The sequence below is a fragment of the Hansschlegelia plantiphila genome (assembly GCF_027922265.1).
GTDB lineage: Bacteria > Pseudomonadota > Alphaproteobacteria > Rhizobiales > Methylopilaceae > Methylopila > Methylopila plantiphila.
Genome location: NZ_BSFI01000023.1, coordinates 182,917 through 208,628 on the forward strand (window position 1 = coordinate 182,917; position 25,712 = coordinate 208,628).

Here is a 25,712-nt window from a genome sequence, read left to right on the forward strand (position 1 = left end):
AATTACTGGAGCGGGCGATGGGATTCGAACCCACGACCCCAACCTTGGCAAGGTTGTGCTCTACCCCTGAGCTACGCCCGCCCGAAAGCAAATCCCGCGGAGGTGGGTGACCTCCGCGGACGGCGCTCTATGCCGCAACGGCGGACCGATTGCAAGACGGATTCGCCCTCGTGGCTCGCGCCGGCGGAAGGGCGCCGGTAAAGCGGCCGTCGAACGGAAGGAGGCGACATGCCCGCGACCCGCGAAGAGCTTATGGCCTATCTTGACGCCCTTGGAATCAGGACCTCGACGATCGAGCATCCCGCGGTCTTCACGGTCGCGGAGTCGCAGTCCCTGCGGGCCAGCATCGTGGGCGGCAAGTCAAAAAACCTGTTCCTGAAGGACAAGAAGGGTCGACTGTTCCTTCTGAGCGCCGAGGACGAGGCGGTGCTTGACCTCAAGCGCCTGCACGAGAAGCTCGGCGCGCAGGGGCGCCTCTCCTTCGCCTCCGCGGGGCAATTGCTGGAGATCTGGGGCGTCGAGCCGGACTCGGCGACGCCATTCGGCGCGATCAACGATCGCGAGGGCAGGGTCACGGTCGTGCTGGATGCGAAACTGATCGCCCACGGGGTGGTGAACTTCCATCCGCTGACGAACACCGCGACGACCGCGATCGCAAGCGAAGATCTCCTGCGCTTTCTGTCGGCCACGGGCCACGAGGCGCTGACGGTGGCCGTCTCGGAAAGCTAACACGCCGTCCGCCTCTATTCTACCTAAGATTGTATTTGCGCGATAATGCACGTCATGCATATTTCCTGGAGTTGCGTTAGCGGCCGAATGCAATCGGGTGTGGATCACGATCTGCGTCCGGGTCGTGGGGCGGGTCCGCTTGAGGCGGGCGAGCGGTCGCCGGGGCGTCTGGGGCATGAAAATCAGGAAGATGGTGGGGGCGGCGCTTGCGGCGTCCAGCCTCGCCGCGTGCGGGTCGGCCAACGAGAAGGTGGCCAGGGCCGATTTCGGGGACGTCCGAGCGCTGGCCACGACCGGCGCGCTGCGCATCGTCACGGAACGCCAGCGCCGCGGCTACCAACCGGTCGTCTGCACGGAGCCGATGCCGGATTATGCGGTCGCGTTCGACCGGAAGACCGACGTCAACCTCAAGCTGATCGGGACGATCACGCCGCCCGCGACGGCCCCCGCCTCGGGCGAGGGCGCAGTCGTCGTCGACGCGAAGGAGAAACTCGATGAAGGCGAGGGCCGCGCGGCCGCGGTGCTGGCGCTCCGCGACGGGCTCTACGCGGCCTGCCAGAGCTATGCCAACGGCGTCATCGGCCACGACGCCTACGCCATGATCCTCAGCCAGTATGGCTATCTGCTCGTCGCGCTCGTCGGCGGCGGCAAGGCCGACGCCGTCGATGACAAGGGCAAGAAGGTGACTGCGGTGGCGGCCGCCGCGATCGACTCCCGCAAGGCGGCGCTCTCGACGCTTATCGTGGCCTGCGTCAGCGGCCACGACCCGACCCGGCTGGACGTCCGAGGGGAGAACCCCGTCCTCACCACGCCGTTCTGCCGAAACGTGATGTCCGCCGCTCTCAGGCAGGCCACGGGAGGCCGGCTGTGACGGCGGCGGGGAGGTCTCCGAGCGGCGGCGACCCGGCGCCGGTCTCGCCGCGCCGCGCGCGAAACATCGTCGTGCTGTCCGACGGCACTGGGAACAGCTCGGCGGCGCTGTTCCGCACCAATGTCTGGCGGCTCTACAAGGCGCTCGACCTGCGGGATACGAAGGACCCGGAGACGCCCCGACAGTTCGCGCTCTACGACGACGGCGTCGGGGCCTCGATGCTGTGGCCGATCCGGGCGCTCGGCGGCGCCTTCGGCTGGGGCCTCTCGCGCAACGTGCGTGAGCTCTACGCCTTCGTCTGCCGGACCTACGAACCCGGTGATCGCATCTACGCCTTCGGCTTCAGCCGCGGCGCCTTCACCGTCCGCATCGTCGTCGGCCTCATCCTGCGCCAGGGCCTCGTGGTCTATGAAGGCGACGAGAGCAAGCTCGCGCGCGACGTGGCGGCCGCCTACCGCGCCTATCGGAAAGAGCGGTTCGAGACGGTCATCCACATCGAGTTTGTGGCCCGCGCCGTCCGCGACTTCGTCATCGATCTTCGCAACCGAGCGCGGGGCTACGACTCCTACGCAACGGTGAAACAGAAGATGAAGCTTGCCGGCCGCCACGAGCCGTCGGTCGCGTTCATCGGCGTTTGGGACACGGTCGCAGCCTACGGCCTGCCGGTTCAGGAACTCACGAGGGCCGTCGACAGGCTCGTCTGGCCGTTGTCGATGCCGGACGCGGATCTTGGCCAGCGCGTGGGACGGGCGATGCACGCGCTGTCCCTGGACGACGAGCGGCAGACCTTCCACCCCGAACTCTGGAATGAAGGGCGCCCGCCAAAGGAGCCGGATAAGGCTCCGCCCAACGAGGGCCGCGGCGGAGACCGGATCGATCAGGAGCGGCTGTCCCAGGTCTGGTTCGCGGGCGTTCATGCGGACGTCGGCGGCGGCTATCCGGACGATGCGGTCAGCTACGTCCCGCTGCAATGGATCATGGAGGGCGCATGCCTCGCAGGCCTGCGCTTCACCCGCAGGATCCGCGCCGACTATGCGGTTCTCTCCGACGAGAACGGCGTCGTGCATCATTCGCGCACCGGCGTCGCGAGCTATTACCGCTACACGCCGCGCCGGATCGAACGCCTCGCGAGGCCTCAGCGGACAACCGGCGAGCTTCGCAAGGTCGCTATCGAACGGGTGAAGATCCACGAGAGCGCGCTGCGCCGGATCCAGGTCGGTCAGGACGGCTACGCCACCATCGCGCCGCCGCCGGATTTCGACGTCGTGACAATTAACAACCAGATCATCCCTGCGGAGCGGTATCTCCAGACGCCGAACGGTTCGTCATCGTTCGACCAGCAGGCGTTCGGCGAGGCGCGCGAGCGCGTCTATAATCTCGTGTGGTTGCGGCGGGTCGCCTATTTCTGGACGTTCGCGGCGACCATGCTGCTCGCCGCGATGCCGGCGATCTGGCCCGCCAAGCCCGACGGCGTCTGCCTGTCGAGCCTGTGCTTCGCGGCGCCGCTGATGACGCCGATCAAAGCCGTGGCTCCCGCGCTCGCTGCGCCATGGCTCGACTCGTTTTCCTCCAATCCATGGCCGTTCACCATTCTTATCGGGGCGCTCGCGCTCGGAATGGCGGCAGGGAGTTCGCTGGAAGGTTCGATCGCGGATGGGATGCGGCTGGTGTGGGCGTGCGTTCCGCAACTCCGGCCTGCCGGAACCGCTCAATTCCCGCCGCCGCCGGAAGCCGGGGCCGTGACGCGAGCCATCCAGGATCTGCGGTTGAGCCGCGGCTACCGGTCCGCATTCAAGATTCTGACCCGCTGGATCCTTCCCGGGCTCGCTCTGCTGGCGGCGGGCGCGCTGGCCGTGATGCTGTCGGTGAAGACCGCGCACGAGATCCGCAGCTCGTTCGGCGCGATCTGCGTCGGGAGCGATGACTGGACCAGACTGCCCGCGATCGCTGCGGGAGCGCCGGCCAGGGTCGACTTCAGCACATCGGAGCGTTGCAAGCCGATCGGGTTCCGACTGGAGGAGGGTGCGACCTACCGGCTGTCCTTCGCCATCCCGCCCGGACTGGCCTGGCGCGACGCAAGTCTGCCGGCCGGCCCCTACGGCCTCGATCCCGAGACCTGGGCGACGCTGAAGCGCGCCCCCGCGCTGCCGCTCAGGCGGCACCTCCTGGAGGGCTGGTTTCAGCCGATCGCCCGGATCGGCTCGCTTGGCAACGACGCCTACGCGCTCCGCCCCGATCCCTCGGTTCCGCACCGCACGGACGCCCAGAGCGAGGAGGAGGCGGCTCAGGGGCCGGCGTTCGCCGCGACGATCACGGCGCGCCAGAGCGGAGAACTCTTCCTCTACGTCAACGACGCCGTGGGATGGTCGGGCTTCTACGCCAACAATCACGGAGGCGCGCGGGTTTCGGTCGAGCGCGTGGAGCCGCGGCCGGCGGACTAGCGCCGTCACGCGCGCGGAACCGCGAAACGGATCCGTCCGCCCGTTGACTTTCGACGGCGTTCGCGGGTACACACCCGGCATCGGCGCGGCGAGTTCTCTCGTCCGCGCCTTTCCGTTTGGGAACAATCCCAGACCGGTAAAAAGCCGCGCCGCAGGATCTTGAGATCCGCGAGCCCGGAGAACAGCGGGAACTGAACAGATGTTCGCAGTCATCAAGACCGGCGGCAAGCAGCACCGGGTTTCGGCCGACGACGTGCTGACCGTCGGCAAGCTCGACGGCGACGTCGGCTCCAAGATCACCTTCGGTGAGATTCTCGCGATCGGCGCCGGCGAAGACTTCACGATCGGCGCCCCCTTCGTGAGCGGCGCCTCCGTCGCCGCGGAAATCGTCGAGCACGCGCGCGGCCCCAAGGTCATCGCCTTCAAGAAGCGCCGCCGGCAGAACTCAAAGCGCAAGCGCGGCCACCGTCAGGACTACACGATCGTCAAGATCGTCGGCCTGACCGGCGCTTCGAAGAACTGAACGGCTAGGGCTCAGGAGACAGACTATGGCTCATAAAAAAGCAGGCGGCTCCTCGCGCAACGGCCGCGATTCCGAAGGCCGCCGCCTCGGCGTCAAGAAGTTCGGCGGCGAAGCCGTCATCCCCGGCAACATCCTCGTGCGCCAGCGCGGCACCAAGTGGCATCCCGGCTCCAATGTCGGCATGGGCAAGGACCACACCCTGTTCGCCACTGTCGAGGGCAAGGTCCTGTTCGTATCCAAGGCGAACGGCCGCACTTACGTGAACGTGACGCCGGCCGCCATGGCCGAAGCTGCGGAATGACGGTCGGCTGACGCGACGCAGCCGCCGGGCGCCTGACCCTCCGGCGGCATCAATCAGACCGAAAGGTCCGAACGACGGGGGAGACGGCGAGCCGTTCTCCCCCGTCGCCGTTTCGGAAGGTCTGAAAGCCGATGTCCGGGTCCTTCGCGTTCGACGCCAGTCTCCTCGCTGAAGACTGCCTGACGACCGATGTCGCCGTGCGCCTGCGCGCTCTGGAGGCCGCAGACGCCGCGCCGATGGCCGCGGGCCTCAGCGACCTCGACGTCGCAAAGAACCTTATCGCGGTGCCGCACCCCTACAGCCCGGACGACGCCCAGATCTTTCTCAGAGGTCCGGCCGCCGCGCCGCACATGCTGTGCGCGGGGCTCACCGTCGACGGCGCCTTCGCAGGCTGTGTGGCGATCGACGCAAGCGGGCCTTCGCCGGAGCTCGGCTACTGGCTGGCGAAGCCCCACTGGGGCCGCGGGATCATGTCGGCCGCGACGCGCGCGATGGTCGACCTGGTGTTTTCGGCGACCTCGATCGACAAGCTGGCCTCCGGCCATTTCGTCGACAACGCGGCGTCGGCCTCGGTGCTGAGGCGGCTCGGTTTCCGGCCCTCCGGCATGGTCGAGACGCGCTCTCGGGCGCGGGCGGACCCGGTGCGCCTCGTCGCCATGACGCTCGACCGCGCGACATGGGCCGCAGGCCGGCTGTCGATCGACACGCCGCGCCTCGAGATGCGTCCGCCTGTGCTCGCCGACGCCGAGGAGATCGCCCGGCTCGCAGCCGACGATGGTCTGCCGCTCACCACCGCCTCGACCCCCTATGTCCGTCGGCTGGACGACGCCCGCGCATTCGTGATGTCTGCGATCAGGAAGCGCCGCCCGGCCGACGCCAGCTTCTGCATGAGGTTGAAGGAGACCGGCGCGCTTGTCGGCGGGATCGGCTGGAAAACGGTCGGCCCTGACGAGATCGAGCTCGGCTACTGGCTGGGCGCCGACCATCGCGGCGTTGGCCTCGCGACCGAGGCCGCGCGGGCCGCGCTCGAGGCCGCATTCGACGCGACCGGGGCCGCGGCCGCCAAGGCCTGCTGCCGCGCCACCAATTCCGCGTCGCGCGGCGTTCTCGAGCGCTGCGGCTTTCAGTGGGCCGGGGCAGGGTTCCTGCGCGCGCAGGCCGTCGGCGGCCCGGTTCCGGTCGACCGGTTCACGCTGGGACGCGACGTGTTCTTCTCGCTCCGAGCGTGGGGCGCCGCGGCGATCCGCAACGGCGCGGCGTGAAGATGGCTCGGGCGCGGGTTCCGACCGCGCCTTGCCAGCCGGATGCAGGATCGCGACGCATGGCCGCCGGGCGACGGTCGCCCTGTCGTTTTTGGCCGTTTTGACGTAAAGCCTCTTCCGCGCGGTCCAAATCGCCGCGCGGAAGGCTGCAAGACGATGAAATTCCTCGACCAGGCCAAGATCTATGTCCGCTCCGGCGACGGAGGCGCAGGTTGCGTCTCGTTCCGGCGCGAGAAGTTCATCGAATTCGGCGGGCCGGACGGCGGCGATGGCGGTCGCGGCGGCGACGTCATCATCGAATGCGTCGGCGGCCTCAACACGCTGATCGATTATCGCTTCCGCCAGCACTTCAAGGCGAAGACCGGCGTCCACGGCATGGGCAAGAACCGCACCGGCGCGAACGGCGCGGACATGGTTCTGAAGGTGCCCGTCGGGACGCAGGTGCTCGACGACGACGAGGAGACCCTGCTCGCCGACTTCACCGAAGAAGGCCAGCGCATCGTGCTCGCCAAGGGCGGCAATGGCGGCTTCGGCAACGCCTATTTCAAGACGTCGTCCAACCAGGCGCCGCGCCGCGCCAATCCCGGCCTTGAAGGCAAGGAGATGTGGATCTGGCTGCGGCTGAAGCTGATCGCGGAAGCAGGCCTCGTCGGCCTCCCGAACGCCGGCAAGTCGACCTTCCTCGCCGCGGTTTCGGCGGCGAAGCCGAAGATCGCCGACTATCCCTTCACCACGCTGCACCCCAATCTCGGCGTCGTGGCCGTCGACGAGCGCGAGTTCGTGATGGCCGACATCCCCGGTCTGATCGAGGGCGCCCATGAGGGCGTCGGTCTGGGAGACCGCTTCCTCGGCCATGTCGAACGCTGCGGCGTGCTGCTCCATCTCGTCGACGGCACCACCGACCATGCAGGCGAGGCCTACAAGATCGTCCGCGGCGAGCTCGAGGCCTATGGCGGCGGCTTGGCCGAAAAGCCCGAGATCGTCGCGCTTTCGAAGTCGGATTCGCTGTCGCCCGAGCTCCGCAAGGAGCAGATGGCCCGCCTGAAGCGCGCGGCCAAGCGCACGCCGATCGCTCTGTCCGCGCTGTCGCGCGAAGCGATCGACGTCACGCTGCGCCAGCTTCTCGCCGTGATCGACGAAACGCGGGCGCAGGAGGCGGCCGAAGCCATGCCGAAGGTCGCAGCCGAGGCATGGCGGCCTTAAAGCCCACCGGTCTTGATCGCTTCCTTTAAAGTGAAGCGATCAAGAGACCTCACGCCGCGAGAGCGTCCGCGTCGGTCTCGGCCGCTTCCAGCGCGATCGCCGCGGAGGCGATGATCGCGGCGAAGCGCACGGCGGTCTGAATCTTGTCCGTCGTCACGCCGCCCTTGCGCAGGGTCTCCTCATGCGCGTCGATGCACATGCCGCAGCCGTTCATCGCGGAGATCGCGATCGACCACAGCTCGAAGTCGATCTTGTCGACGCCGGGGTTGCCGATCACGTTCATGCGCAGCTTCGCCGGCATGGACTGGTAATCCTTGTTCGCCGCGAGATGCACGAAGCGGTAGTAAACGTTGTTCATGCCCATGATCGCAGCCGCGGACTTCGCGGCTGCGAGCGCCGCCGGCGACAGCTTCGACGAGGCCTCTTCGAGCAGCGCGTCGCGCACCTGCGCATTGCGCGATGCGATGCCGCAAGCCGCGAACAGACCGTATTTCTGCTGCTCGGTCAGCGTCTCGTCGCTCGCCATGGACGACAGATTGAGGCGCACGTCCTTCGCGAAGTCGGGGATTGCCTGCTTCAGCGCGTCGATCGACATGACGGTTCCTTCCTGAAAGTTGCGGCTAAGACCTGATGGACGGAGCGGACGCCGACGGCGTCCGCTCCGGGAAAGCCGATCAGGCGGCCTTGAGGGTCTCGCCGCCGACCTGGCGGTTGCAGGGGCAGAGCTCGTCGGTCTGCAGCGCGTCGAGCACCCGCAGCGTGTCCTTCGGCGCGCGGCCGACGTTGAGGTTGGTCGCGTAGACGTGCTGGATCACATTGTCCGGATCAACCACGAAGGTATAGCGATACGGCACGCCGTCGGCCGAACGCACGCCGAGGCCGTCGATCAAATCGCCCTTGGTGTCCGCGAAGGACCAGATCGGCAGCTTGTCGAGGTCGGCGTGGTTGCGCCGCCAGGCGAGCTTGACGAACTCGTTGTCGGCCGAGCCGCCGAGCACGACGGCGTCGCGGTCCTCGAACTCGGAGGCGAGGCGCGCGAATTCCGCGATCTCGGTCGGGCACACGAAGGTGAAGTCCTTCGGGTAGAAGAAGATCACTTTCCACTTGCCGGGGAAGCTCGCTTCCGTGATCGGCTCGAACGCCGAGACGCCCTTTTCCTCGTGCTCGTTGAAGCCCGGCTTCACGCCGGTAACAGTGAATTCGGGAAGCTTGTCGCCGATGCCCAGCATTGTCCGCTCCATGGCTGTAATAATTCCAAGTATCGGAAAACGCTTGGGAACGTCCGCCGATAGCCCGCTGGCCTAGGCGATCGCACGCGCACGAAGAGCGATCCAACCGATAAAACAGAAGGGCGGCATTGATTTTTCCGATAGGTCCGACTGAAAGTGGCCTAGCCGCTTGAATTTCAGGGAAATCGGCAGATGCTCAACGTTTCGCTACGCCAGCTGCGCTATTTTGTAGCGCTCGTCGAGACCGCCTCTTTTTCCGCCGCGGCCCGTCGTGTCGGCGTCACGCAGTCGACCCTGAGCGGCGCGATTCAGGAAATGGAGGCCGAGCTCGGGGCGCGACTCGCCGAGCGCAGCGGCCGGAAGTTCGAACTGACGGCCGCCGGCGCGTTGCTCGCGGGTCGGGCGGCGGAGATATTGGCGGACGTCCAGGATCTGCCGGCGCTGCTGACGAGGGCCGGACGCCCGCTGACCTCGCGTCTCAGGCTCGGCGTCATTCCTTCGGTCGCGCCCTTTCTGTTGCCGCGGGCGCTTCCGAGCCTCAAAAGCGCCTTTCCGGAACTCCGCCTTTCGGTGCGCGAGGCGCTGAGCCGGCAGTTGATTGCGAGCATCCGCACCGGCGAACTGGACGCCGCGATCATTGCGTTGCCGTTCGCCGGCGGCGGCTTCGAGAGCGCGCCGTTCTGGAAAGACCATTTCTTCCTTGGCGTCGCCGCGACCCATCGGTTCGCAAACCGCGCGGAAGTCGCCGCGGAGGATCTCGCCGACGAGACGCTGCTGCTGCTCGAGCAGGGCAACTGCCTGCGCGACCAGGTGCTTTCGCTGACCGGCGCCGCGGGCTCGCAGGAGGGCGGAGAGGTGAAGGCGATGAGTCTGCTCACCCTGGTGCAGATGGCCGACAACGATCTCGGGGTGACCTTCCTGCCGGAGATCGCGATCGCGGCCGGCGTCACGGACGGCGCCGACCTCAGGCTTATCCCGTGCCGCGGCGAACGCTCCTCGCGTGATCTCGTGCTGATCTGGCGCGAACGCGCGAGTCGTCGCCATGAATACCTGCTGCTCGCGCGCCATCTGCAGGAGCTGTGCGAGGCGCATTTCGCAAAGCCGCAGGAGAGGCGGCGCAGACGCGCCTCGTGAGCCGAGCGCAGAACGTATGGCTTGCTTGCTCTTGAAGTCAGGAGCGCTTGTGACCTATCGATCCGCTCGGCGTGAGGATCGTCTCACGCGCCCGCCTTGCGTTTCGCACACATCGGTTCGCTTCTTGTGACCACCCCTTCGCTCGCATCGTTCAACCGCATCGTCGTCAAGATCGGCTCGGCGCTGCTCGTCGATCGTGAGGCCGGCGCCTTGAAGCGCGCCTGGCTCGAAAGCCTCGCGGCCGATCTCGCGCGGCACGCCGCGCGCGGCGCCGAGGTGATCGTGGTGTCGTCGGGCGCGATCGCGCTCGGCCGCACGGTGCTCGGGCTTGCGCCCGGCGCCCTTCGGCTCGAGGACAGCCAGGCGTCCGCCGCCGTCGGCCAGATCGCGCTCGCCCGGGCCTGGAGCGAAGTGCTGGGCGATCACGGGATCACCGCCGGCCAGATCCTGCTGACGCTTGGCGACACCGAGGAGCGCCGTCGCTACCTCAACGCCCGCGCGACGCTCGCGCGCCTGCTGGCGCTGAAGGCGATCCCGGTCGTCAACGAGAACGACACGGTCGCGACTTCCGAGATCCGCTACGGCGACAACGACCGGCTCGCGGCGCGCGTGGCCTCGATGGCGAGCGCCGACTGCCTCGTGCTGCTGTCCGACGTCGACGGTCTCTATAGCGCGCCGCCGGATCGGGATCCGGAGGCGACGCATATCCCGGTCGTCGAGCGCGTGACGGCGTCGGTCGAGTCGATCGCTGGAGGGCCGGCGTCCGAGCTGTCCCGTGGCGGCATGCGCACGAAGGTCGAGGCGGCCCGGATCGCGACCGGCGCGGGCGCGCATATGCTGATCGCCTCCGGCAAGGTGATGAGCCCGCTTTCGGTCGTCGAAAGCGGCGGCCGCTGCACCTGGTTCCTGCCGCACGAGAGTCCGGGCCAGGCCCGCAAGCGCTGGATCGCCGGCGTTCTGTCGCCGCGCGGCGCGATCTTCGTCGACGCGGGGGCCGCCTCGGCGCTGAACCGCGGCCGCAGCCTGCTGCCGGCCGGGATCGTCAGGGTCGAGGGTCATTTTTCGCGTGGCGACGCGGTGGTGGTCCGCGCGCCGGACGGGGTGGAGGTCGCGCGGGGGCTCGTCTCCTACGACTCCGCCGACGCCACGCGGCTGCTCGGCAAGCCGTCGGCTGCGATCGAAGGGATCCTCGGATTCAAGGGCCGCCCCGCGATCATCCACCGCGACGACCTGGTGTTGACGGGAGCGTGACGGCGGACGCCGGCCGCTGGCGGTTTTTGCGTCCTCTCCCCAGATGATGACGCGTCATGCGAAAGGCGTTACGACGCCTGACGCTTGCGAGGAGTCTCCGATGACGGCGGTCGCCGAATTCCTGGCCGACGATGTGACGACGACGATGCGCGCGGTCGGCGAGAAGGCGCGCGCCGCCTCCCGCACGCTCGCGCTCGCGCCAGCCGCCGCGAAGAAGGTGGCGCTCCTCGCCGCGGCGCGCCGCCTGCGCGAAAACGAGCCCTCCATTCTTGCCGCCAACACAGCCGATGTCGCCGCGGCCAGGGCATCGGGCGTGGCGGACTCATTCATCGACCGGCTGACCCTGACGCCCTCACGGCTCGCGAGCGTCGCCGACGGTATCGAGGTGGTCGCCGGCCTGCCCGACCCGGTGGGCGAGACCATCGCGTCATGGGTTCGGCCGAACGGCCTTTCGATCGAGCGCGTGCGCACCCCGCTCGGCGTCATCGGGGTGATCTACGAAAGCCGCCCGAACGTCACCGCCGACGCCGGCGCCCTTGCGCTGAAAGCCGGCAACGCCGCGATCCTCCGCGGCGGCACGGACAGTTTCCGATCCTCGGCCGCGATCGTCGCCGCGCTCCGCGAAGGCCTCGCCGAGGCCGGACTGCCCGAGGACGGCGTGCAACTCGTGCCGACGCGCGATCGCGCGGCGGTCGGTGAGATGCTGGCCGGCCTCGACGGCAATATCGACGTCATCGTGCCGCGCGGCGGCAAAGGCCTTGTCGCGCGCGTCCAGGCGGAGGCGCGGGTGCCGGTGTTCGCGCATCTCGACGGCAACAACCATGTTTTCGTCGCTGAAGGCGCCGACCTCGACATGGCGCGCGACATCCTGCTCAACGCCAAGATGCGGCGGACCGGCGTCTGCGGCGCAGCCGAGACGCTGCTGGTCGACCGCGCTGTAGCGGCCACCCACCTTGCGCCGCTCGTGTTCGCGTTGATCGAAGCCGGCTGCGAGATCCGCGGCGACGCCGAGACCCGCCGCCTCGACCCCCGCGTGAAGCCCGCGACAGAGGACGACTGGCGCACGGAGTTCCTGGACGCGATCATCGCAGTCCGCGTGGTGGACGGACTCGACGGCGCGCTCGCCCATATCGAGGCCTACGGCTCGCACCACACCGACGCGATCGTCACCGCCGATCAGGCGCTCGCCGAACGTTTTTTGCGGGAGGTCGACAGCGCGATCGTGCTGCACAACGCCTCCACCCAGTTCGCCGACGGCGGCGAGTTCGGCTTCGGCGCCGAGATCGGCATCGCGACGGGGCGGCTGCACGCCCGCGGGCCCGTCGGCGTCGAGCAACTCACCTCGTTCAACTATCGCGTGCGGGGCAAGGGCCAGACGCGCCCGTGACGCCCGGCCGGAGCACGGCCTGCGGATGATCCGCCTGCCGCCGCATGCGCCTGGCATGACGATCGGGCTGTTCGGCGGCAGCTTCAACCCGCCGCATGAAGGGCACCGGCGCGCCAGTCTGCTGGCGCTGCGCCGACTCGGGCTCGATCGGGTCTGGTGGCTGGTCACTCCCGGCAATCCACTCAAGGACAATGCGGCTCTGCCGCCGCTCGACAAGCGTATGGCGGCCGCCCGGCGCGAAGCCCGCCACCCGAAGGTCGTCGTGACGGGCGTCGAGGCAGAGATCGGCGTGCGCTACACCCACGACGCGCTCGCCTATCTGACGAAACGCTGCCCGGGCGTCCATTTCGTCTGGATCATGGGGGCGGACAGCCTCGCCGGATTCCACGGCTGGCAGCGCTGGCGCGACATCGCCAATCTCGTGCCGATCGTGGTGGTGGACCGTCCCGGCGCGACCTTCTCGGCCGCTCAGCGCGCCGCTAAGGCGCTCGCCCGCTTCCGGATTCCCGAGCGTGAGGCGCGCATGCTGGCGCGCGCGAGGCCCCCCGCCTGGTGCTTCCTGCACGGCCCGCGATCCGGGCTTTCTTCGACCGCCCTGAGACGTCGCAACACGAGTTGAACAGACCGCGGTTGAAATCTTGGCCCTTTCAGCCGTATTCTGAAAACTAGCCGGAGCGGATTCCGGCTTGAGGACGGCAGACGGAAGGCGAAAACTCTGTCCACCATAGCGCTGAAGGAGACGCCCTTGCCGGCGGCTCACATCGGCGCCGGAGCGCCCGCAGCGGCGAACCCGGCGTTGCTTCACCTCATCCTCGACGTGCTCGACGACAACAAGGCTGAAGAGACCGTGGTCATCGACCTGCGAGGCAAATCCTCGCTGGCCGACGAGATGGTGATCTCTACCGGCCGGTCTAACCGCCATGTCGGCGCGATCGCCGACAAGCTGGTCGAAGAGATCAAGAAAGGCGGCCACGGCAAGGTCGTCGTCGAAGGTCTGCCCCATTGCGACTGGGTGCTGATCGACGCAGGCGACGTGATCGTCCACCTGTTCCGCCCGGAAGTCCGCGCCTTCTACAATCTCGAGAAGATGTGGTCAGAGGGTCGCCCGGTCGAAGGCGCGCTTTCCTGATCTGACCGTGCGCCTGGTCATCGCAGCGGTCGGTCGGCTCAAGGCCGGGCCGGAACGTGAACTGGTGGCGCGCTATGTCGAGCGCACCGGCCAGATCGGACGCGGCCTCGGCGTCGATGCGCCGGAGATCATCGAACTCGACGAGGCCCGCGGACGTCGTCCCGACGAGCGCAAGCGCGACGAAGCGACGGCCCTTCGAACGGCGATCGGGACGAAGCTCGCGGTCATTGCCTTGGACGAGGGCGGCCGCACCATGTCCAGCGAGGCTTTCGCAAGCGATCTCGGCCGCCGCCGCGACGACGGAGCGGCCGGCGTCGCCTTCGTGATCGGCGGCGCGGACGGGCTCGCGATTGATTTCCTGGCGGCGGCGGACGGGCGGCTCGCCTTCGGCGCGATGACGTGGCCTCACCAGATCGTGCGTATCCTGCTCGCCGAACAGCTCTATCGCGCCGCCACCATTCTTGCGGGGCACCCCTACCATCGCAGTTGAGGCCGCCGCGCGCCTTCTCCCTGACCGGCGTGGTTGACGAACCCTTAACGGCGCGCGCTTCAAATAACGCGATGATGCGCGCTTCGCTTCGCACGCTGTTGCTCTGTCTTGCTTTGGCCGGCGCCGCGGCCGCCAGGGCGGAGGAAGCCGCGCCTGCGCCAGATCCCGCCGCCGAGCAACGGAAGGCGCTCGAGATCGCCCGGGAGAACCTCAAGGCGACGCAAGAGCGGCGCGAACGGCTGGCGGCGGAGATCGAGGCGCTGAAGGGCGAACGCGGCAAGCTGCAGACCGCGCTGATCGACACCGCCGCCGCGCTTCGTGAAAAAGAACCTGCGGTGCAGGACCGCGAGAAACGAATCGCCGATCTCGCGGAGTCGGAGCGCCAGCTGAAGGCCTCGCTGGTGGCGCGCCGCGGCGTTCTCGCAGATGTGATCGCGGCCCTCCAGCGCATGGGACGGCAGCCGCCGCCCGCGCTGCTCGTCCGTCCGAACGACGCGCTCGAAGCCATCCGGTCCGCCATCCTGCTCGGCGCCGTTGTGCCAGACATGCGCGCGGAAGCCGAGGCGCTGGCCTCCGATCTGCGTGAGATGGCGCGGCTCAAGGGCATGCTGACTGGGGAGCGCGATGCGCTCGCCCATGAGATGGAGGGGCTCGGCGCCGAGCGAGAGCGGCTCACCGCGCTGGTCGACGAACGCCAGCGCCAGCTTGGCCAGCAGCAGGCCGAACTGACCTCGGAAGGCGACAAGGCCGGATTGATCGCGCGGAACGTCGGCGATCTCGAAACATTGATCTCGAAGATGGAACAGCAGCAGGCGCGCGCCGCCGCCGACGCCGCGAAGCAGGCGCCGCCTCCCGATCAATCTGGCAAGGTCGACATGGCGGCGCTGCATGACGCCGCGCGCCTGGCGCCCGCGATACCGTTCGAAAAGGCCCGGGGCATGCTGTCGATGCCGGTCTCCGGCAATCGCGTCCTCGACTTCGGACAAACCAACGGCGCCGGCCTCGCGGAGCAGGGGATATCGATCGCGGCCTCGCCCGGCGCGACCGTGACCGCCCCTTGCGACAGCTGGGTGGTCTACGCCGGTCCGTTCCGCTCCTATCGGCAAGTCTTGATCCTGAACGCCGGCGGCGGCTATTATGTCGTGCTCGCGGGAATGGAGCGGATTAACGTCGCGCTGAATCAGTTCGTCCTTGCAGGCGAGCCGGTTGCGGCGATGCAGGGCGGCGCTGCGGCGTCCGGGGACGCGGGTTCCCCTTCCGCTTCAGCGCGACCCGTGCTCTACGTCGAGTTCCGCAAGGATCGCGGATCGATCGACCCGTCGCCCTGGTGGGCCGGTACTTCAGGCGAAAAGGCAGGCGGCTGATGCGTAAGGTTTCCCTGGTCCTGTTCGGCGCCGTGTTTGGCGCTTCCGCGGCCGGAATGGCGCTGCAGCCCCGGACGTTCTTCGGCTCCGTGGCCGAGGCCGCCGGCGCCGCCGACACCTACCGCCAGCTCAATCTGTTCGGCGACGTGTTCGAGCGCGTCCGCTCCGACTATGTCGAGAAGCCGGACGACGGCAAGCTCGTCGAGAACGCCATCAACGGCATGCTTTCGAGCCTCGATCCGCATTCCAGCTACATGGACGCCAAGGCGTTCAAGGAGATGCGCACCAACACGGACGGCGAATTCGGCGGGCTCGGCATCAAGGTTCAGATGTTTGAGAACGCGATCCGCGTCGAAGGCGCGATCGACGACACGCCGGCCGCTCGGGCCGGCATCATGGCGAAGGACGTCATCACGGCGCTCGACGGCCAGCCGGTCGAAGGCCTGACCCTCGAGCAGGCGGTCGACAAGATGCGCGGGCCGATCAACACGCCGATCACGCTCACGATCAAGCGCGAAGGCCAGGACAAGCCCCTCGAGGTCAAGCTGGTCCGCGACAAGATCAAGCTCGACTCGGTGAAGTGGGAAGTCGCGAGCGACGACATCGGCTACATCCGCGTCAGCCAGTTCAATGCGACCACCTTCGAGGGCCTGAGCAAGGGCATCGACGCAATCGAGGACAAGGTTCCGGCCGACAAGCTCAAGGGCTTCGTCATCGACCTGCGCAACAATCCGGGCGGCTTGCTCGACCAGGCGATCGCGGTCTCCGACGCGTTCCTGGAGCGTGGCGAAATCGTCTCGACCCGCGGCCGGAATCCTGACGAGTCGCAGCGCTTCAACGCGAGGCCCGGCGATCTGGCCAAGGGCAAGCCCGTGATCGTGCTGACGAATGGCGGCTCCGCCTCGGCGTCCGAGATCGTCGCCGGCGCCCTGCAGGACCAGAAGCGCGCGACCATCCTCGGCACGCGCTCCTTCGGCAAGGGTTCGGTGCAGACCATCATCCCGCTCGGCAGCAACGGCGCGATCCGCCTGACCACCGCGCGCTACTACACGCCGTCGGGCAAGTCGATTCAGGCCAAGGGCATCATCCCGGACATCGAGGTGAACGAGGAAATTCCGGCCGACCTGAAGGACAAGGACTTCGACACCAAGGGCGAAGCCGGATTGAAGGGCCACCTCAAGAACGGCGACGAAGAACAGGGCGGCTCCTCGGCCTACATCCCGCCGGACCGCAAGGACGACAAGCAGTTGAACTATGCGTTCGACCTGATGCACGGCATCCAGTCCAACGCCAACTTCCCGCCTCAGGGCAAGACGAGCGCGAACTGACGCTCCGACGTTCCGCCTCTTCTCCGGCCGCCGGGAACGCAAGTTCTTCGGCGGCCGCTTCGCGAATCCGCTAGGGTCCGAACGATCGGGCGGGATTTTGCATGATAGGGCACGACCTCGAAAAGCCGATGACGGCGCGCTCCGGCCGCAAGCCTGGCCGGCCGCCGCGTTACGACGCCTCGATGATCGCAGCCTTCGCCGTCGGCGCGTCGCTCGCCCTGATCGGGTTCTGGGCGCTTCTCGTGAAGGATCCGCTTGGCGGCGAGCCGGTGGCGACCGCCGTCATCCAGCGTCATGTCGTGCGGTCCGTCGCCGCGACGCCTGCGACTACGGCCGGCTACGCCGCCGCGCCTGCGGTCGCGTCCTCCCGTAATGGAATCCCGGTCGTGCGCCCCGGAGAGCCGCTGCCGAAATCAGGCCCCGTCATCATCCGCCTGCCGGGCGGGGAGGACGCCGCCGAGGACGCCTCCGCCCCGGCGAAGGAAGCGCAGACCGCGATGCTCGAGGACAGCGCCTACGGGCCGCTGCCGCGCGTCGCGCCGGACGGGCGCCGGCCGCTCGACGTCTATGCCCGGCCAAGCCCGGGCGCCGCTGGCGCGCCCCGCGTCGCGCTGATCGTCGCGGGGCTCGGCGTCGGTCGGGACGCGACGCTTTCGGCGATCCGGAGCCTTCCCGGCGCCGTCACCTTCGCGTTCTCGCCCTATGGGCAGGACGTCGCCGATCTCGTCGCCAAGGCGCGCGGAGCGGGCCATGAAGTGCTGATCCAGGCGCCGATGGAGCCCTTTGGCTATCCCTCGAACGACACCGGGCCGCAGACCTTGCTGACCGCGCTTCCGGCCTCGGCCAATCTGGAGCGACTTCGCTGGGCGCTTGGCCGCGCAAAAGGCTATGTCGGCGTCGCGCCGCTCGGCGGCGGCAAGTTTCTCGAAGCCGAGGCTTCGCTCTCGCCGGTCTTCATCGAACTCGCGCGCCGCGGCCTGATGTTCGCTGCGGCGTCCGCGGGCGACAACGGCCATTTCTCGGAGCTCGCGGAGCGCGCAGGCCTCACTCATGCCAAGCCGGCGACGGCGATCGACGTCGTGGCCGATCCCGCCGCGATCGACGATGCTCTCGCCGACCTCGAGCGCGCCGCGAAGCAGGGCCAGGTGGCGGTGGGGTGGATAAACGCTTCGCCGCTCGGCCTGACGCGCATCGACGTCTGGCTGGCGGGCCTCGCCGACCGAGGCGTCACTCTGGCGCCGGCGAGCGCCGCCGTCGGCTCGCAGGGCCCGTCGTGAGCGTCGCTTCGCGCGGCGAGGCGCGTCCGGCGGCCTACCGACGCTGCGTCGGCGTCATGCTGCTGAACAAGGAGGGACTCGTGTTCGTCGGCAAGCGCCGCCGCGGCGACGGCGATCCGGACCGCCTGGAGTATCAGTGGCAGATGCCGCAGGGCGGCGTCGACCGCAATGAGGAGCCGCTCGCAGCGGCCTGGCGCGAACTGTTCGAGGAGACCGGCGTGCGCTCGGCCGAAGTGTTGGCGATCGCGCCCGAGTGGTACGCTTACGACTTCCCGCCCGATGTTCTCGCACGCACCCGCTCCGGCAAGTTCGTCGGCCAGACCCAGCTCTGGTTCGCATTCCGCTTCACCGGCGACGAGAGCGAGATCGACCTCTCGGCTCCCGGCCACAAGCCGGAGTTCTCGGAGTGGCGCTGGACCCGGCTTTCAGAGCTGCCGGCTCTGATCGTGCCGTTCAAGCGGCCGGTCTACGAGAACGTGGTCAAAGCCTTCGCGCACCTTGCCGCGTAACGCACGATGAGCCGGGCGCATGACGATCTCCGGGCGTCCTTCCGGTGGGATATCCCTGAGCGCTTCAACCTCGCCGAAGCGATCTGCGATCGCTGGGCGCGGGCCGAGCCGGGCCGACCGGCGGTCCTGACCAAGCGGTCGGGCGAGGCGCTCGTTTTCACGAGCTACGGCGACCTGCGGGCCGCCTCGCTGGCGCTTGCCGCGGGGCTGGAAGACCGCGGCGTTTCACGCGGCGACCGTGTCGCGCTGCTGCTGCCGCAGGGCGTCGAGGCGGTCGTCGGCCATCTCGCGGCGTCACGGCTGGCGGCGATCGCCGTGCCCTGCGCGCTCGCCTTCGGCCCGGACGCGCTCTCGTGGCGCCTGCGGGATTCGGGCGCGAAGGCGCTCGTCTCATGCGCCGCGGGGCTCGCCACGCTGAGGGCGATCAGCGAACCGCTCCCGGATCTTGAGGTCATCGTCTCGACGGACGGCGCGGACGGCGATGCGCTCGGCTACCGGACGCTGATCGCAGCCGGCGGAGCGGTCGAGACCGCCACCACCACGCCGGACGACCCGGCGCTGATGATCTACACCTCCGGCACCACCGGCGCGCCGAAGGGCGCGCTGCACGGCGGAAGGGTGCTGCTCGGCCACCTGCCGGGGTTTCGCATGACCCATGAAGGCTTTCCGCGCCCCGGCGACCGAGCCTGGACGCCAGCGGACTGGGCCTGGGCGGGCGGCTTGCTCAACCTGATGATGCCAGCGCTGCATGACGGCGTCGCCGTCGTCGCCAGTCCGCGTACGAAGTTCGATCCCGACGCCGCCTTCGCTCTGGTCGATGAGGCGCGCGTGCGCAACGCCTTCATTCCCCCGACCGCGCTTCGCCTGATGGCGCAGGTCGAACGACCACGTGAAAAGCGCCTGCTCCGTCTCAGAAGCGTCGTCTCGGCCGGCGAACGGCTCGGCGAGGCGACATGGAGCTGGGCGCGTGACGAACTCGGCGTGGTGGTCAACGAGGTCTACGGACAGACCGAGTGCAATTACGTGCTGGCGTCGGCGGCCGCGCTCGGCGTCTCCCGGCCGGGCTTCACCGGCAAGCCTGCGCCCGGCCACGAGGTCTCGCTGTTCTCGCCCGATGGCGAGCCTACGGCTGTTGGCGAGCCGGGCGAGATCTGCGTCCGGCGGCCGGACCCCGTGATGTTCCTGCGCTACTGGAATCAGCCCGAGGCGACGGAGGCGAAGTTCCGGGGCGACTGGCTGACGACCGGCGACCAGGCGATTATGGATGGCGACGGCTATTTTCGGTTCGTCGGCCGCGACGACGACGTCATCACCTCGTCCGGCTACCGCATCGGCCCCGGCGACATCGAGGAGTGCCTCGCACGCCATCCCGCGGTCGCGCTCGCCGCAGCCGTCGGTAAGCCTGACGCCTTGCGCACCGAGATTGTGAAGGCCTATGTCCAGCTAAAGCCTGACGTCACCGGCGATGCGGCGCTTGCGGACGAACTTCGCCGCTTCGTGCGCGTGAGGCTCTCCGCACATGAATACCCGCGTGAGATCGCATTCGTCGACGAGCTGCCGCTGACGACGACCGGCAAGCTGATCCGGCGGGCGCTCAGGGAGCGGGAGTAACCGTTTCACGCGGCCTTCTTCTGCTCGGCCGCCTTCTGGGCCTCGTAGAAATAGTTCGCTTTCTTGCCGAACACGACGCCGCGCAGGAAGCGGCGCATCGACTCGTTGCGGCGCAGCGGCTCCAGCATCGCGCGGGCGGCGGTGTAGGCCGCGACCTTCATGCCGTCGAGAGCAGGCTTCTGGCCAGGCGCGGCCTGCGCGAAGCCCTTCTCGCGCAGCCATGCGTTCATGAAGATCAGCTTGTTCCGACGCACCACATCCGCGGAACGCCAGGTGATCGCCATCGAGATCGAATAGCTGTCGCCCGTGCGCACCCAGTGCGGCACCTGGTAGGGCACGAACACGCCTTCGCCGGGCTTCAGGTCGTAGACCTTGGCGCGCGCCTCGAAGCTCTCCTGATAGGGCAGGTTGCGATGCTTCGACGGCGCGCTTTCGAGCATCTCCTCGGAGACCAGCGAGCGGTCCTCGTTGTCGAACAGATGGAAGAACTTCGGTCCGTGGATCTGGACGAAGAAATTGTCCTCGTTGTCGCAATGGAAGGGCGTGGTCGAGTTCGCCGAGGACACGAAGATGTAGCCCTCGATGTCCTTGAAACTCGCGCCGTCGAGGCTCGTGTGGCCAAGCTGCTTCGCGATGGAGAGCAGGGCCTCCTCCATCATCGCGCGATAGGCCGGCACGGTCTCGACGCGCTTAAGGACCATCCAGGCGCCGGCGGTCTCGATCTTGGCGACGACCTCCTCGGGCGGAAGGTCGACGAGCGGCGTCTCCTCCGCCTTCTGGTTCACCGAGACCTTCCCGGAATTGTACTCGATACGGTCCTTCTCCAGCTCCTTGGTGAGCTCGATCAGCCGCGGCAGCTGCAGCAGCGGGTTCGAGACGAGGTCGTGCTGGATGCGGAAATGGCGGAGCGGGTAGTTGGCGGCGAGCTCGGCGGCGTCTGCTCTGATATGTGCGGTCATGACTGACGGTCCTTCAGGCGGTGATACATGTCGCGGACAAGCGCGCGGGCGCGTCGCCGCGAGGTCTCGGCGAGGCCGGCGATCGCGACGAGCGCGACGTTTCGGGGCCTTACGGCGATCATCCAGTCGCCGAGCGCCAGCCGCTCGCGCCAGATGTGGTCGATCATCGGATGGTTCGCGATCGCGGTCGAATCGACCATGTCGATCGAGGGGTCCTCGATCAGGCGCCTTGTAAGCTCGATGGTGAGCTGCACGCCAGGCGAGCATTTCGAGTGACGCTCGTCATAGGCGATCTTGTAGAACCAGGCCTGCCGGCCGCTGGTCAGCACCAGCCCGGAGGCGACGAGGTCGTCCCCGACGAACAGCTCCAACACGCGGGCCTCACCCTTCGCTGAACGGGCCGAGAACAGACCGCGGACAAAGGCCGTCTGGTCGCCGTGGCGGCGCATGGCGGACCCGTTTTCACCCTTCCACCCAAGCGCTTCGAGATCGAGGAAGCGTTCAAGCGCCACAGCGACCTCTTCAGGCGAGCGACGTTCATGGAAGACGACTGGCGCGTCGTCGCCGAGCCGGCGGAGCTGGCGGCGCAGCTCCTTCAGCTTCTTCGAAGACAGCGATTCGGTCAGGTACGCCTCGGCCGACATCGCCGTGCGCAGCATCGCGCGATCGTGGCCGTCGATACGGTTGATCGAGCGGCCGGTGAACGCCGCGGCCGCGCGGATCGCGTCGGCCGTCGGCCCGCGTTCGGGCAAGAAGCGGAACAGGAAGACGCCATCGCCCCGTCGGGCGAGCCCGTCGAACAGGCCCTCGACGGCGAGCGTCGCATCTTTTCGGTCGATCATCGGCGTGCCGAGCGCGCCGAAGAACGCCCAGTTTGCGCTCGCGAGCATGGGTATCACCGGGGGCAGGCCGCGGGTCTCCACGGGGACGGCCGCCAACATGCGGGGCGTATCGCTGTCGCTGTCTTCCCAGACGACCGCGAAGCGGACGCCGCCCGCCGTCTTTAGATTGCGCGCGGCGCAGGCGAAGTCGGCCTCGCAGAACAGGTTCGGCTCCAGCGCGCGGGAGGCGAGATCGTCCCAGGCGGCGCGCCGCTTCGAAAGAGCCTCGATCGAAACGAGTTCGAAGCGAAGCGGCGCGGCCTCGACGGGGGGCGGCGCCTTCAATGGCGCCGAAGCGCTGGAGACGAGGGCGTCGAGCGCCGCCGTGGTCGCGGCGCGGGGAGCAGCTGGGCTGCCGCCGGGACCGAAGCTCCACGGCAGAACGCCGAGGCCAAGACGCCTGCGGCTGATAAGGAAAAGCAACACGGATTCGATGGCGAGTGTGATGGAAGTCGCGATGGCCGCGCCCATCATTCCGAGATGGGGCACGAAGACGAAGCAGAGCGCGACGTTGAGCGCGAAGGCGCCGCCATAGACGGAGGCGCACAGGTTCTGCTGTCCCAGCATGTTGAGCAGCCGTTCCAGCGGCCCGACGCTCGCCCGCGCGAGCAGCCCGACGGCGATGACGAAGAGCAGCGGATAGCCCTTTGTGAAGGCCTCCCCGAACAGCCAAAGGATCGGCCAGCCGAGCGCGAGGACGATCGCGGCGCCGCCGAGCGAGGGCCAGAACGTCCATCGCGCCGCGTCCCGGACCATTGTCGACAGCCGCTCATGTTCGCCCGCGACCGCGTATTCGGTGAAGCGGTGAGCGACTGCCGCCGACACCGAGAACGACACGAAGGCGACGAGCGACATCACCTTGACGGCGGCGTAGTAGACGCCGACCTCCTCGGAAGGGCGGAAGGCGGAGAGCACCAGCACGTCGGTGTAGGCGAGCAGCAGGTAGAAGCCTTCGACCATGAAGATCGGCAGCGACACCTTCATCCAGGTCATCGGCGCGTAGGCGCGCGGCCCGCGCGGCACCTTCTTGGAGAGCCGCCGCTCGAGCATCACGAGCTGGGCGATCGCTGTGGCCCATGTGGCCACGATCGTGGCGGCCATCGCGGTGGTCGCGTTCGGCGTGAAGCGGTCGTAGCTGAGCGCGCCGAGCAGCAGCAGGATGAGCAGGGGCCGCACGAAAAAGGCCGGGCCCAGGGCGATGTCGATCCAGTTGTGCGAGCGTGCGATGCCGTCCTGAACGTCGGTCAGCACGTAGAGCGGCACGCAGAAGAAGGCGAGGTAAAGCGGAACGAGGGCCCAGTTCTGCAGGTGATCCGAGAACAGCCACACGCCAAGAAGGCCGATCCCGGCGATGAAAGTGGAGGTCGCCATCGCCATTAGGCGGCTGCCGAGGAGAAAGCCGCGGAGCAGGCGGTTGTCTTCGCTGTCGGCGTATTCCGGAATGAAGCGCTGGGGCGCAGAGGCCAGGCCGAAGCTTGTGAGGCCGCCGAGCAGCAGAACCCAGGTCCAGACATAGACGTAGACGCCGTATTCGCTTTCGCCCATCCAGCGCGCGAGCAGGATCTGCGACAGGAACGCGATGCCGGCGTTGACGACGCGGATCAGGAACGCACCGCCTGCGACCTTCTTCGCGATCGCGGTGTCCGAGCGGTCGGCGATCAGCCTGCGCGCCCGCTGCGCCAGCCGTGTCAGACCGCTGACGCGCCTGGCATGCGCAGCGCTGTAAGGCGTGCTGACGTCCATGCTCATCTGAGATCTGGCCCTCATCGTATGCGCAGAGGACTATCCGAGTTCGCTTAAGGATGGGTTCGGGAACACCGTAAACGAAACTGAAGCGTAATCCCCGAAAAACTGGGCGATCTGCTTGGCGAGGGCTTGTAAAACCGGCGCGAGGGTTCCCGACGGTTGTCCGCTGCCTGCCGCGTGCTTCGAGACGAGCGCCCGGGATGAGGAGGGCGGTCGCTATGCTTCTAGAGCCGCACCCGCCGCGATTTGATGTCTTCGAACAGCGCGGCGTCGAGCGGCGCGTAGCCTCTGCTCCGAGGATCCGCGAAGTAGAGCGCGTCGCCGGTCCGGGCAGGATCGAAGCCCTCCTGTCCAAGTTCGACCTTGCGCTGCTTCAGCGTCCCGGTCACGTCGATCTCCGCGGCGATCCTCAGGAAGATCGGGCGAGCGTAAGGCGGCAGATGCCGCTCGACATGGGCGTATAGGCCTTCCAGGTCGAGGCCTTCGACCTCCGGCACCACGACGGCCATGCCGGCGCGTCCCTCGTAGCCGGGCACGGTGACGCCATAGACCGAGATGTCGCGAACGCCGGCGAAGGTCGAAACCGCCTCGGCGACTTCCGACGTCGCGACGTTCTCGCCGCGCCAGCGGAAGGTGTCCCCGATGCGGTCGACGAAGTAGAAGTAGCCCCGTTCGTCCTGCCGCATCAGGTCGCCGGTGCGGAACCAGCGATCACCGGGCTTGAAGGCGTCGGCGAGGATCTTGCAGCGGGTCGCCTCGGGGTCGGCGTAGCCCTCGAACCGCGCGGAGGGTTTCGCCGGGTCGTTCAGGATGAGGCCGACGGGCTCGCCGACCTCGCCCGGCGCGCATTCGACGCACAATCCGTCGGGCCCCCGCACGGCTTCGCCCGCCTCGACGTCGAATTGCACGATCTTAACTGGGAATCTACTCCGCATGTATCCGGGAACACGGCCGACGGACCCCGGCGTCCCATCGAAGTTGAACACCGCAACGTTCCCTTCGGTCGCAGCGTACCACTCGAGAATCGTCGGAATTCGGAAGCGCTTGACGAATTCGGGCCAGACGTCCGGCCGCAGGCCGTTGCCGCAGACGAGCCGGAGCCTATGCCGCTTCTCGGCCTCGCATTCCGGCGTATGAACGAGATAGCGGCAAAGCTCCCCGATATACTGCGCCAGCGTGCAATCGCTTGAGACGACGTCGTCCCAGAACCGTCGGGCCTGAAATTTCTCGCGGATCACGACCGAGGCTCCGGCGATCAGCGGGCTTCCCGCGGCGATTACTCCGCCCGCCGTGTGGTACATCGGCAGACAGTCGAACATCCGGTCGCTCGCGCGGATTCCCATCGCGCCGTAAAAGCCGTGGCTGATCGACATTAACCTGTAATGGTTGATGTTCGCGGCCTTCGGCATTCCCGTGGTGCCGCTCGTATAGATGAAAAGCGCCCGGTCCTCGATCGTCAGCTCGGGCAACCCGGCGAGCGCCGCGCCCGACGTCGCGTCGACCTCCAGGTCGATCCGCGGCCAACGCCCCGATCCCGGCCCGTGGAGCCAGACGGCGGGTGGCGGAGACGACGCGACGAGGCCGTCGGCTGAGAGATAGGCGCCCTCGAGCTCGGCTGCGACGACCACATGCTTCGGCCTGACGATCGACACGCAATGCGCAAGCGCCGAACCCGCCAGGTTGGTGTTGAGCAAGGCGACGACGCCTCCGATCCTCGTCACGCCCACCCAGAAAGCGAGATAGTCCGGACGGTTGAGCATCATCAGCGCGACGACGTCGCCCTTGCCCACTCCGTTCCTCCGGGCCCAGCGGGCGTAGGCGTTCGCCCGGGCGTCCAGCTGGCTGTAGGTGAAGGTCTCGCGCTCCGAAATCAGCGCGACGCGGCCCTTGTGGCGCAGCGCGAGCTCCGCGATGACCTGCGGGAAGACTCGGGTGCGGTTGCGGCCGATATGGGTCGTCGCCCGAAGCGCCCGCAGCGCGCCCCTCAGGAAGGCGAACTCCCGCGTCAGTCTCGACCCCTCGGTCATTCCGTCCCTCGCCGCGTGCGCTTCGCCGCTTCCGCGGGGCGTACGTCCTTGTTCTCGCGC

Annotated in this window: 23 protein-coding genes and 1 tRNA gene; 18 read left to right on the plus strand and 6 right to left on the minus strand. The window is 68.0% G+C overall.

Annotated elements, in window-relative coordinates; translation table 11 throughout:
• Nucleotides 1–6: 6 nt before the first annotated feature.
• Nucleotides 7–81, minus strand: a tRNA-Gly gene (locus PKE75_RS17355).
• 147 nt (nt 82–228) lie between these two features.
• Between PKE75_RS17355 and PKE75_RS17360 the strand changes: the two genes are divergently transcribed.
• From PKE75_RS17360 to obgE, 7 genes are all read left to right on the plus strand, one after another.
• Nucleotides 229–729, plus strand: coding sequence for a prolyl-tRNA synthetase associated domain-containing protein (locus tag PKE75_RS17360; protein ID WP_271170008.1), 501 nt, complete (start codon nt 229–231; stop codon nt 727–729).
• A 175-nt stretch (nt 730–904) separates the two neighbouring features.
• Nucleotides 905–1,600, plus strand: coding sequence for a hypothetical protein (locus PKE75_RS17365; RefSeq protein ID WP_271170009.1), 696 nt, complete (start codon nt 905–907; stop codon nt 1,598–1,600).
• Nucleotides 1,597–4,041, plus strand: coding sequence for a T6SS phospholipase effector Tle1-like catalytic domain-containing protein (locus PKE75_RS17370; RefSeq protein ID WP_271170010.1), 2,445 nt, complete (start codon nt 1,597–1,599; stop codon nt 4,039–4,041). The genes PKE75_RS17365 and PKE75_RS17370 overlap by 4 nt, the downstream gene beginning before the upstream one ends.
• 199 nt (nt 4,042–4,240) lie before the next feature.
• Nucleotides 4,241–4,564 carry a 50S ribosomal protein L21 gene (gene rplU, locus PKE75_RS17375; protein WP_271170011.1) on the plus strand — a complete coding sequence of 108 codons (324 nt, stop codon included), beginning with the start codon at nt 4,241–4,243 and terminating at the stop codon, nt 4,562–4,564.
• 25 nt (nt 4,565–4,589) lie between these two features.
• The gene (gene rpmA / locus PKE75_RS17380; RefSeq protein WP_271170012.1) at nt 4,590–4,865 is read left to right on the plus strand and encodes a 50S ribosomal protein L27; all 276 of its coding nucleotides are present in this window, start codon (nt 4,590–4,592) and stop codon (nt 4,863–4,865) included.
• A gap of 131 nt (nt 4,866–4,996) precedes the next feature.
• Nucleotides 4,997–6,127 carry a GNAT family N-acetyltransferase gene (locus tag PKE75_RS17385; protein WP_271170013.1) on the plus strand — a complete coding sequence of 377 codons (1,131 nt, stop codon included), beginning with the start codon at nt 4,997–4,999 and terminating at the stop codon, nt 6,125–6,127.
• Nucleotides 6,128–6,283: 156 nt separating this feature from the next.
• The gene (obgE, locus tag PKE75_RS17390) at nt 6,284–7,330 is read left to right on the plus strand and encodes a GTPase ObgE (protein ID WP_271170014.1); all 1,047 of its coding nucleotides are present in this window, start codon (nt 6,284–6,286) and stop codon (nt 7,328–7,330) included.
• Nucleotides 7,331–7,379: 49 nt separating this feature from the next.
• Here the strand turns inward: obgE and ahpD are convergent, their stop codons facing one another.
• Complete coding sequence (gene ahpD / locus PKE75_RS17395) at nt 7,380–7,925, minus strand: alkylhydroperoxidase, AhpD family (protein ID WP_271170015.1); 546 nt, start codon at nt 7,923–7,925, stop codon at nt 7,380–7,382.
• Nucleotides 7,926–8,004: 79 nt separating this feature from the next.
• Nucleotides 8,005–8,559, minus strand: coding sequence for a peroxiredoxin (locus PKE75_RS17400; RefSeq protein WP_271170016.1), 555 nt, complete (start codon nt 8,557–8,559; stop codon nt 8,005–8,007).
• A gap of 192 nt (nt 8,560–8,751) precedes the next feature.
• Here PKE75_RS17400 and PKE75_RS17405 point away from each other — a divergent pair, with 192 nt between their 5' ends.
• From PKE75_RS17405 to PKE75_RS17455, 11 genes are all read left to right on the plus strand, one after another.
• On the plus strand, nt 8,752–9,693 hold the full coding sequence (locus PKE75_RS17405) for a hydrogen peroxide-inducible genes activator (protein ID WP_271170017.1): 942 nt from the start codon (nt 8,752–8,754) through the stop codon (nt 9,691–9,693).
• A 96-nt stretch (nt 9,694–9,789) separates the two neighbouring features.
• Nucleotides 9,790–10,944 carry a glutamate 5-kinase gene (gene proB, locus PKE75_RS17410; protein ID WP_428979160.1) on the plus strand — a complete coding sequence of 385 codons (1,155 nt, stop codon included), beginning with the start codon at nt 9,790–9,792 and terminating at the stop codon, nt 10,942–10,944.
• Nucleotides 10,945–11,044: 100 nt separating this feature from the next.
• On the plus strand, nt 11,045–12,331 hold the full coding sequence (locus tag PKE75_RS17415; protein WP_271170018.1) for a glutamate-5-semialdehyde dehydrogenase: 1,287 nt from the start codon (nt 11,045–11,047) through the stop codon (nt 12,329–12,331).
• A 25-nt stretch (nt 12,332–12,356) separates the two neighbouring features.
• Nucleotides 12,357–12,950 (plus strand): nicotinate-nucleotide adenylyltransferase, encoded by a 594-nt coding sequence (locus PKE75_RS17420; RefSeq protein WP_271170019.1) that lies wholly within the window; start codon nt 12,357–12,359, stop codon nt 12,948–12,950.
• Between the two features lie 126 nt (nt 12,951–13,076).
• A complete protein-coding gene (rsfS, locus tag PKE75_RS17425) occupies nt 13,077–13,460 on the plus strand; it encodes a ribosome silencing factor (protein WP_271170020.1) in 384 nt (127 codons plus the stop codon).
• Between the two features lie 7 nt (nt 13,461–13,467).
• Entirely contained in the window at nt 13,468–13,950 is a 483-nt protein-coding gene (rlmH, locus tag PKE75_RS17430; RefSeq protein ID WP_271170021.1) for a 23S rRNA (pseudouridine(1915)-N(3))-methyltransferase RlmH, read from the plus strand.
• Between the two features lie 74 nt (nt 13,951–14,024).
• Nucleotides 14,025–15,314, plus strand: a complete 1,290-nt coding sequence (locus tag PKE75_RS17435) for a murein hydrolase activator EnvC family protein (protein ID WP_271170022.1) — start codon at nt 14,025–14,027, stop codon at nt 15,312–15,314.
• Nucleotides 15,314–16,642: a S41 family peptidase gene (locus PKE75_RS17440; protein WP_271170023.1), complete on the plus strand. Its 1,329-nt coding sequence runs from the start codon at nt 15,314–15,316 to the stop codon at nt 16,640–16,642. Before PKE75_RS17435 ends, PKE75_RS17440 begins: the two co-directional genes overlap by 1 nt.
• 101 nt (nt 16,643–16,743) lie before the next feature.
• On the plus strand, nt 16,744–17,919 hold the full coding sequence (locus PKE75_RS17445) for a divergent polysaccharide deacetylase family protein (RefSeq protein ID WP_271170024.1): 1,176 nt from the start codon (nt 16,744–16,746) through the stop codon (nt 17,917–17,919).
• A complete protein-coding gene (locus PKE75_RS17450) occupies nt 17,916–18,428 on the plus strand; it encodes an RNA pyrophosphohydrolase (protein ID WP_271170025.1) in 513 nt (170 codons plus the stop codon). Before PKE75_RS17445 ends, PKE75_RS17450 begins: the two co-directional genes overlap by 4 nt.
• A 6-nt stretch (nt 18,429–18,434) precedes the next feature.
• Nucleotides 18,435–20,039 carry an AMP-binding protein gene (locus PKE75_RS17455; RefSeq protein ID WP_271170026.1) on the plus strand — a complete coding sequence of 535 codons (1,605 nt, stop codon included), beginning with the start codon at nt 18,435–18,437 and terminating at the stop codon, nt 20,037–20,039.
• Nucleotides 20,040–20,044: 5 nt separating this feature from the next.
• Here the strand turns inward: PKE75_RS17455 and PKE75_RS17460 are convergent, their stop codons facing one another.
• From PKE75_RS17460 to PKE75_RS17470, 3 genes are all read right to left on the minus strand, one after another.
• The gene (locus PKE75_RS17460; RefSeq protein ID WP_271170027.1) at nt 20,045–20,998 is read right to left on the minus strand and encodes a cupin-like domain-containing protein; all 954 of its coding nucleotides are present in this window, start codon (nt 20,996–20,998) and stop codon (nt 20,045–20,047) included.
• Nucleotides 20,995–23,628: a GNAT family N-acetyltransferase gene (locus PKE75_RS17465; protein WP_271170028.1), complete on the minus strand. Its 2,634-nt coding sequence runs from the start codon at nt 23,626–23,628 to the stop codon at nt 20,995–20,997. Before PKE75_RS17465 ends, PKE75_RS17460 begins: the two co-directional genes overlap by 4 nt.
• Nucleotides 23,629–23,849: 221 nt before the next feature.
• A complete protein-coding gene (locus PKE75_RS17470; protein WP_271170029.1) occupies nt 23,850–25,652 on the minus strand; it encodes a long-chain-acyl-CoA synthetase in 1,803 nt (600 codons plus the stop codon).
• Nucleotides 25,653–25,712: the final 60 nt, after the last annotated feature.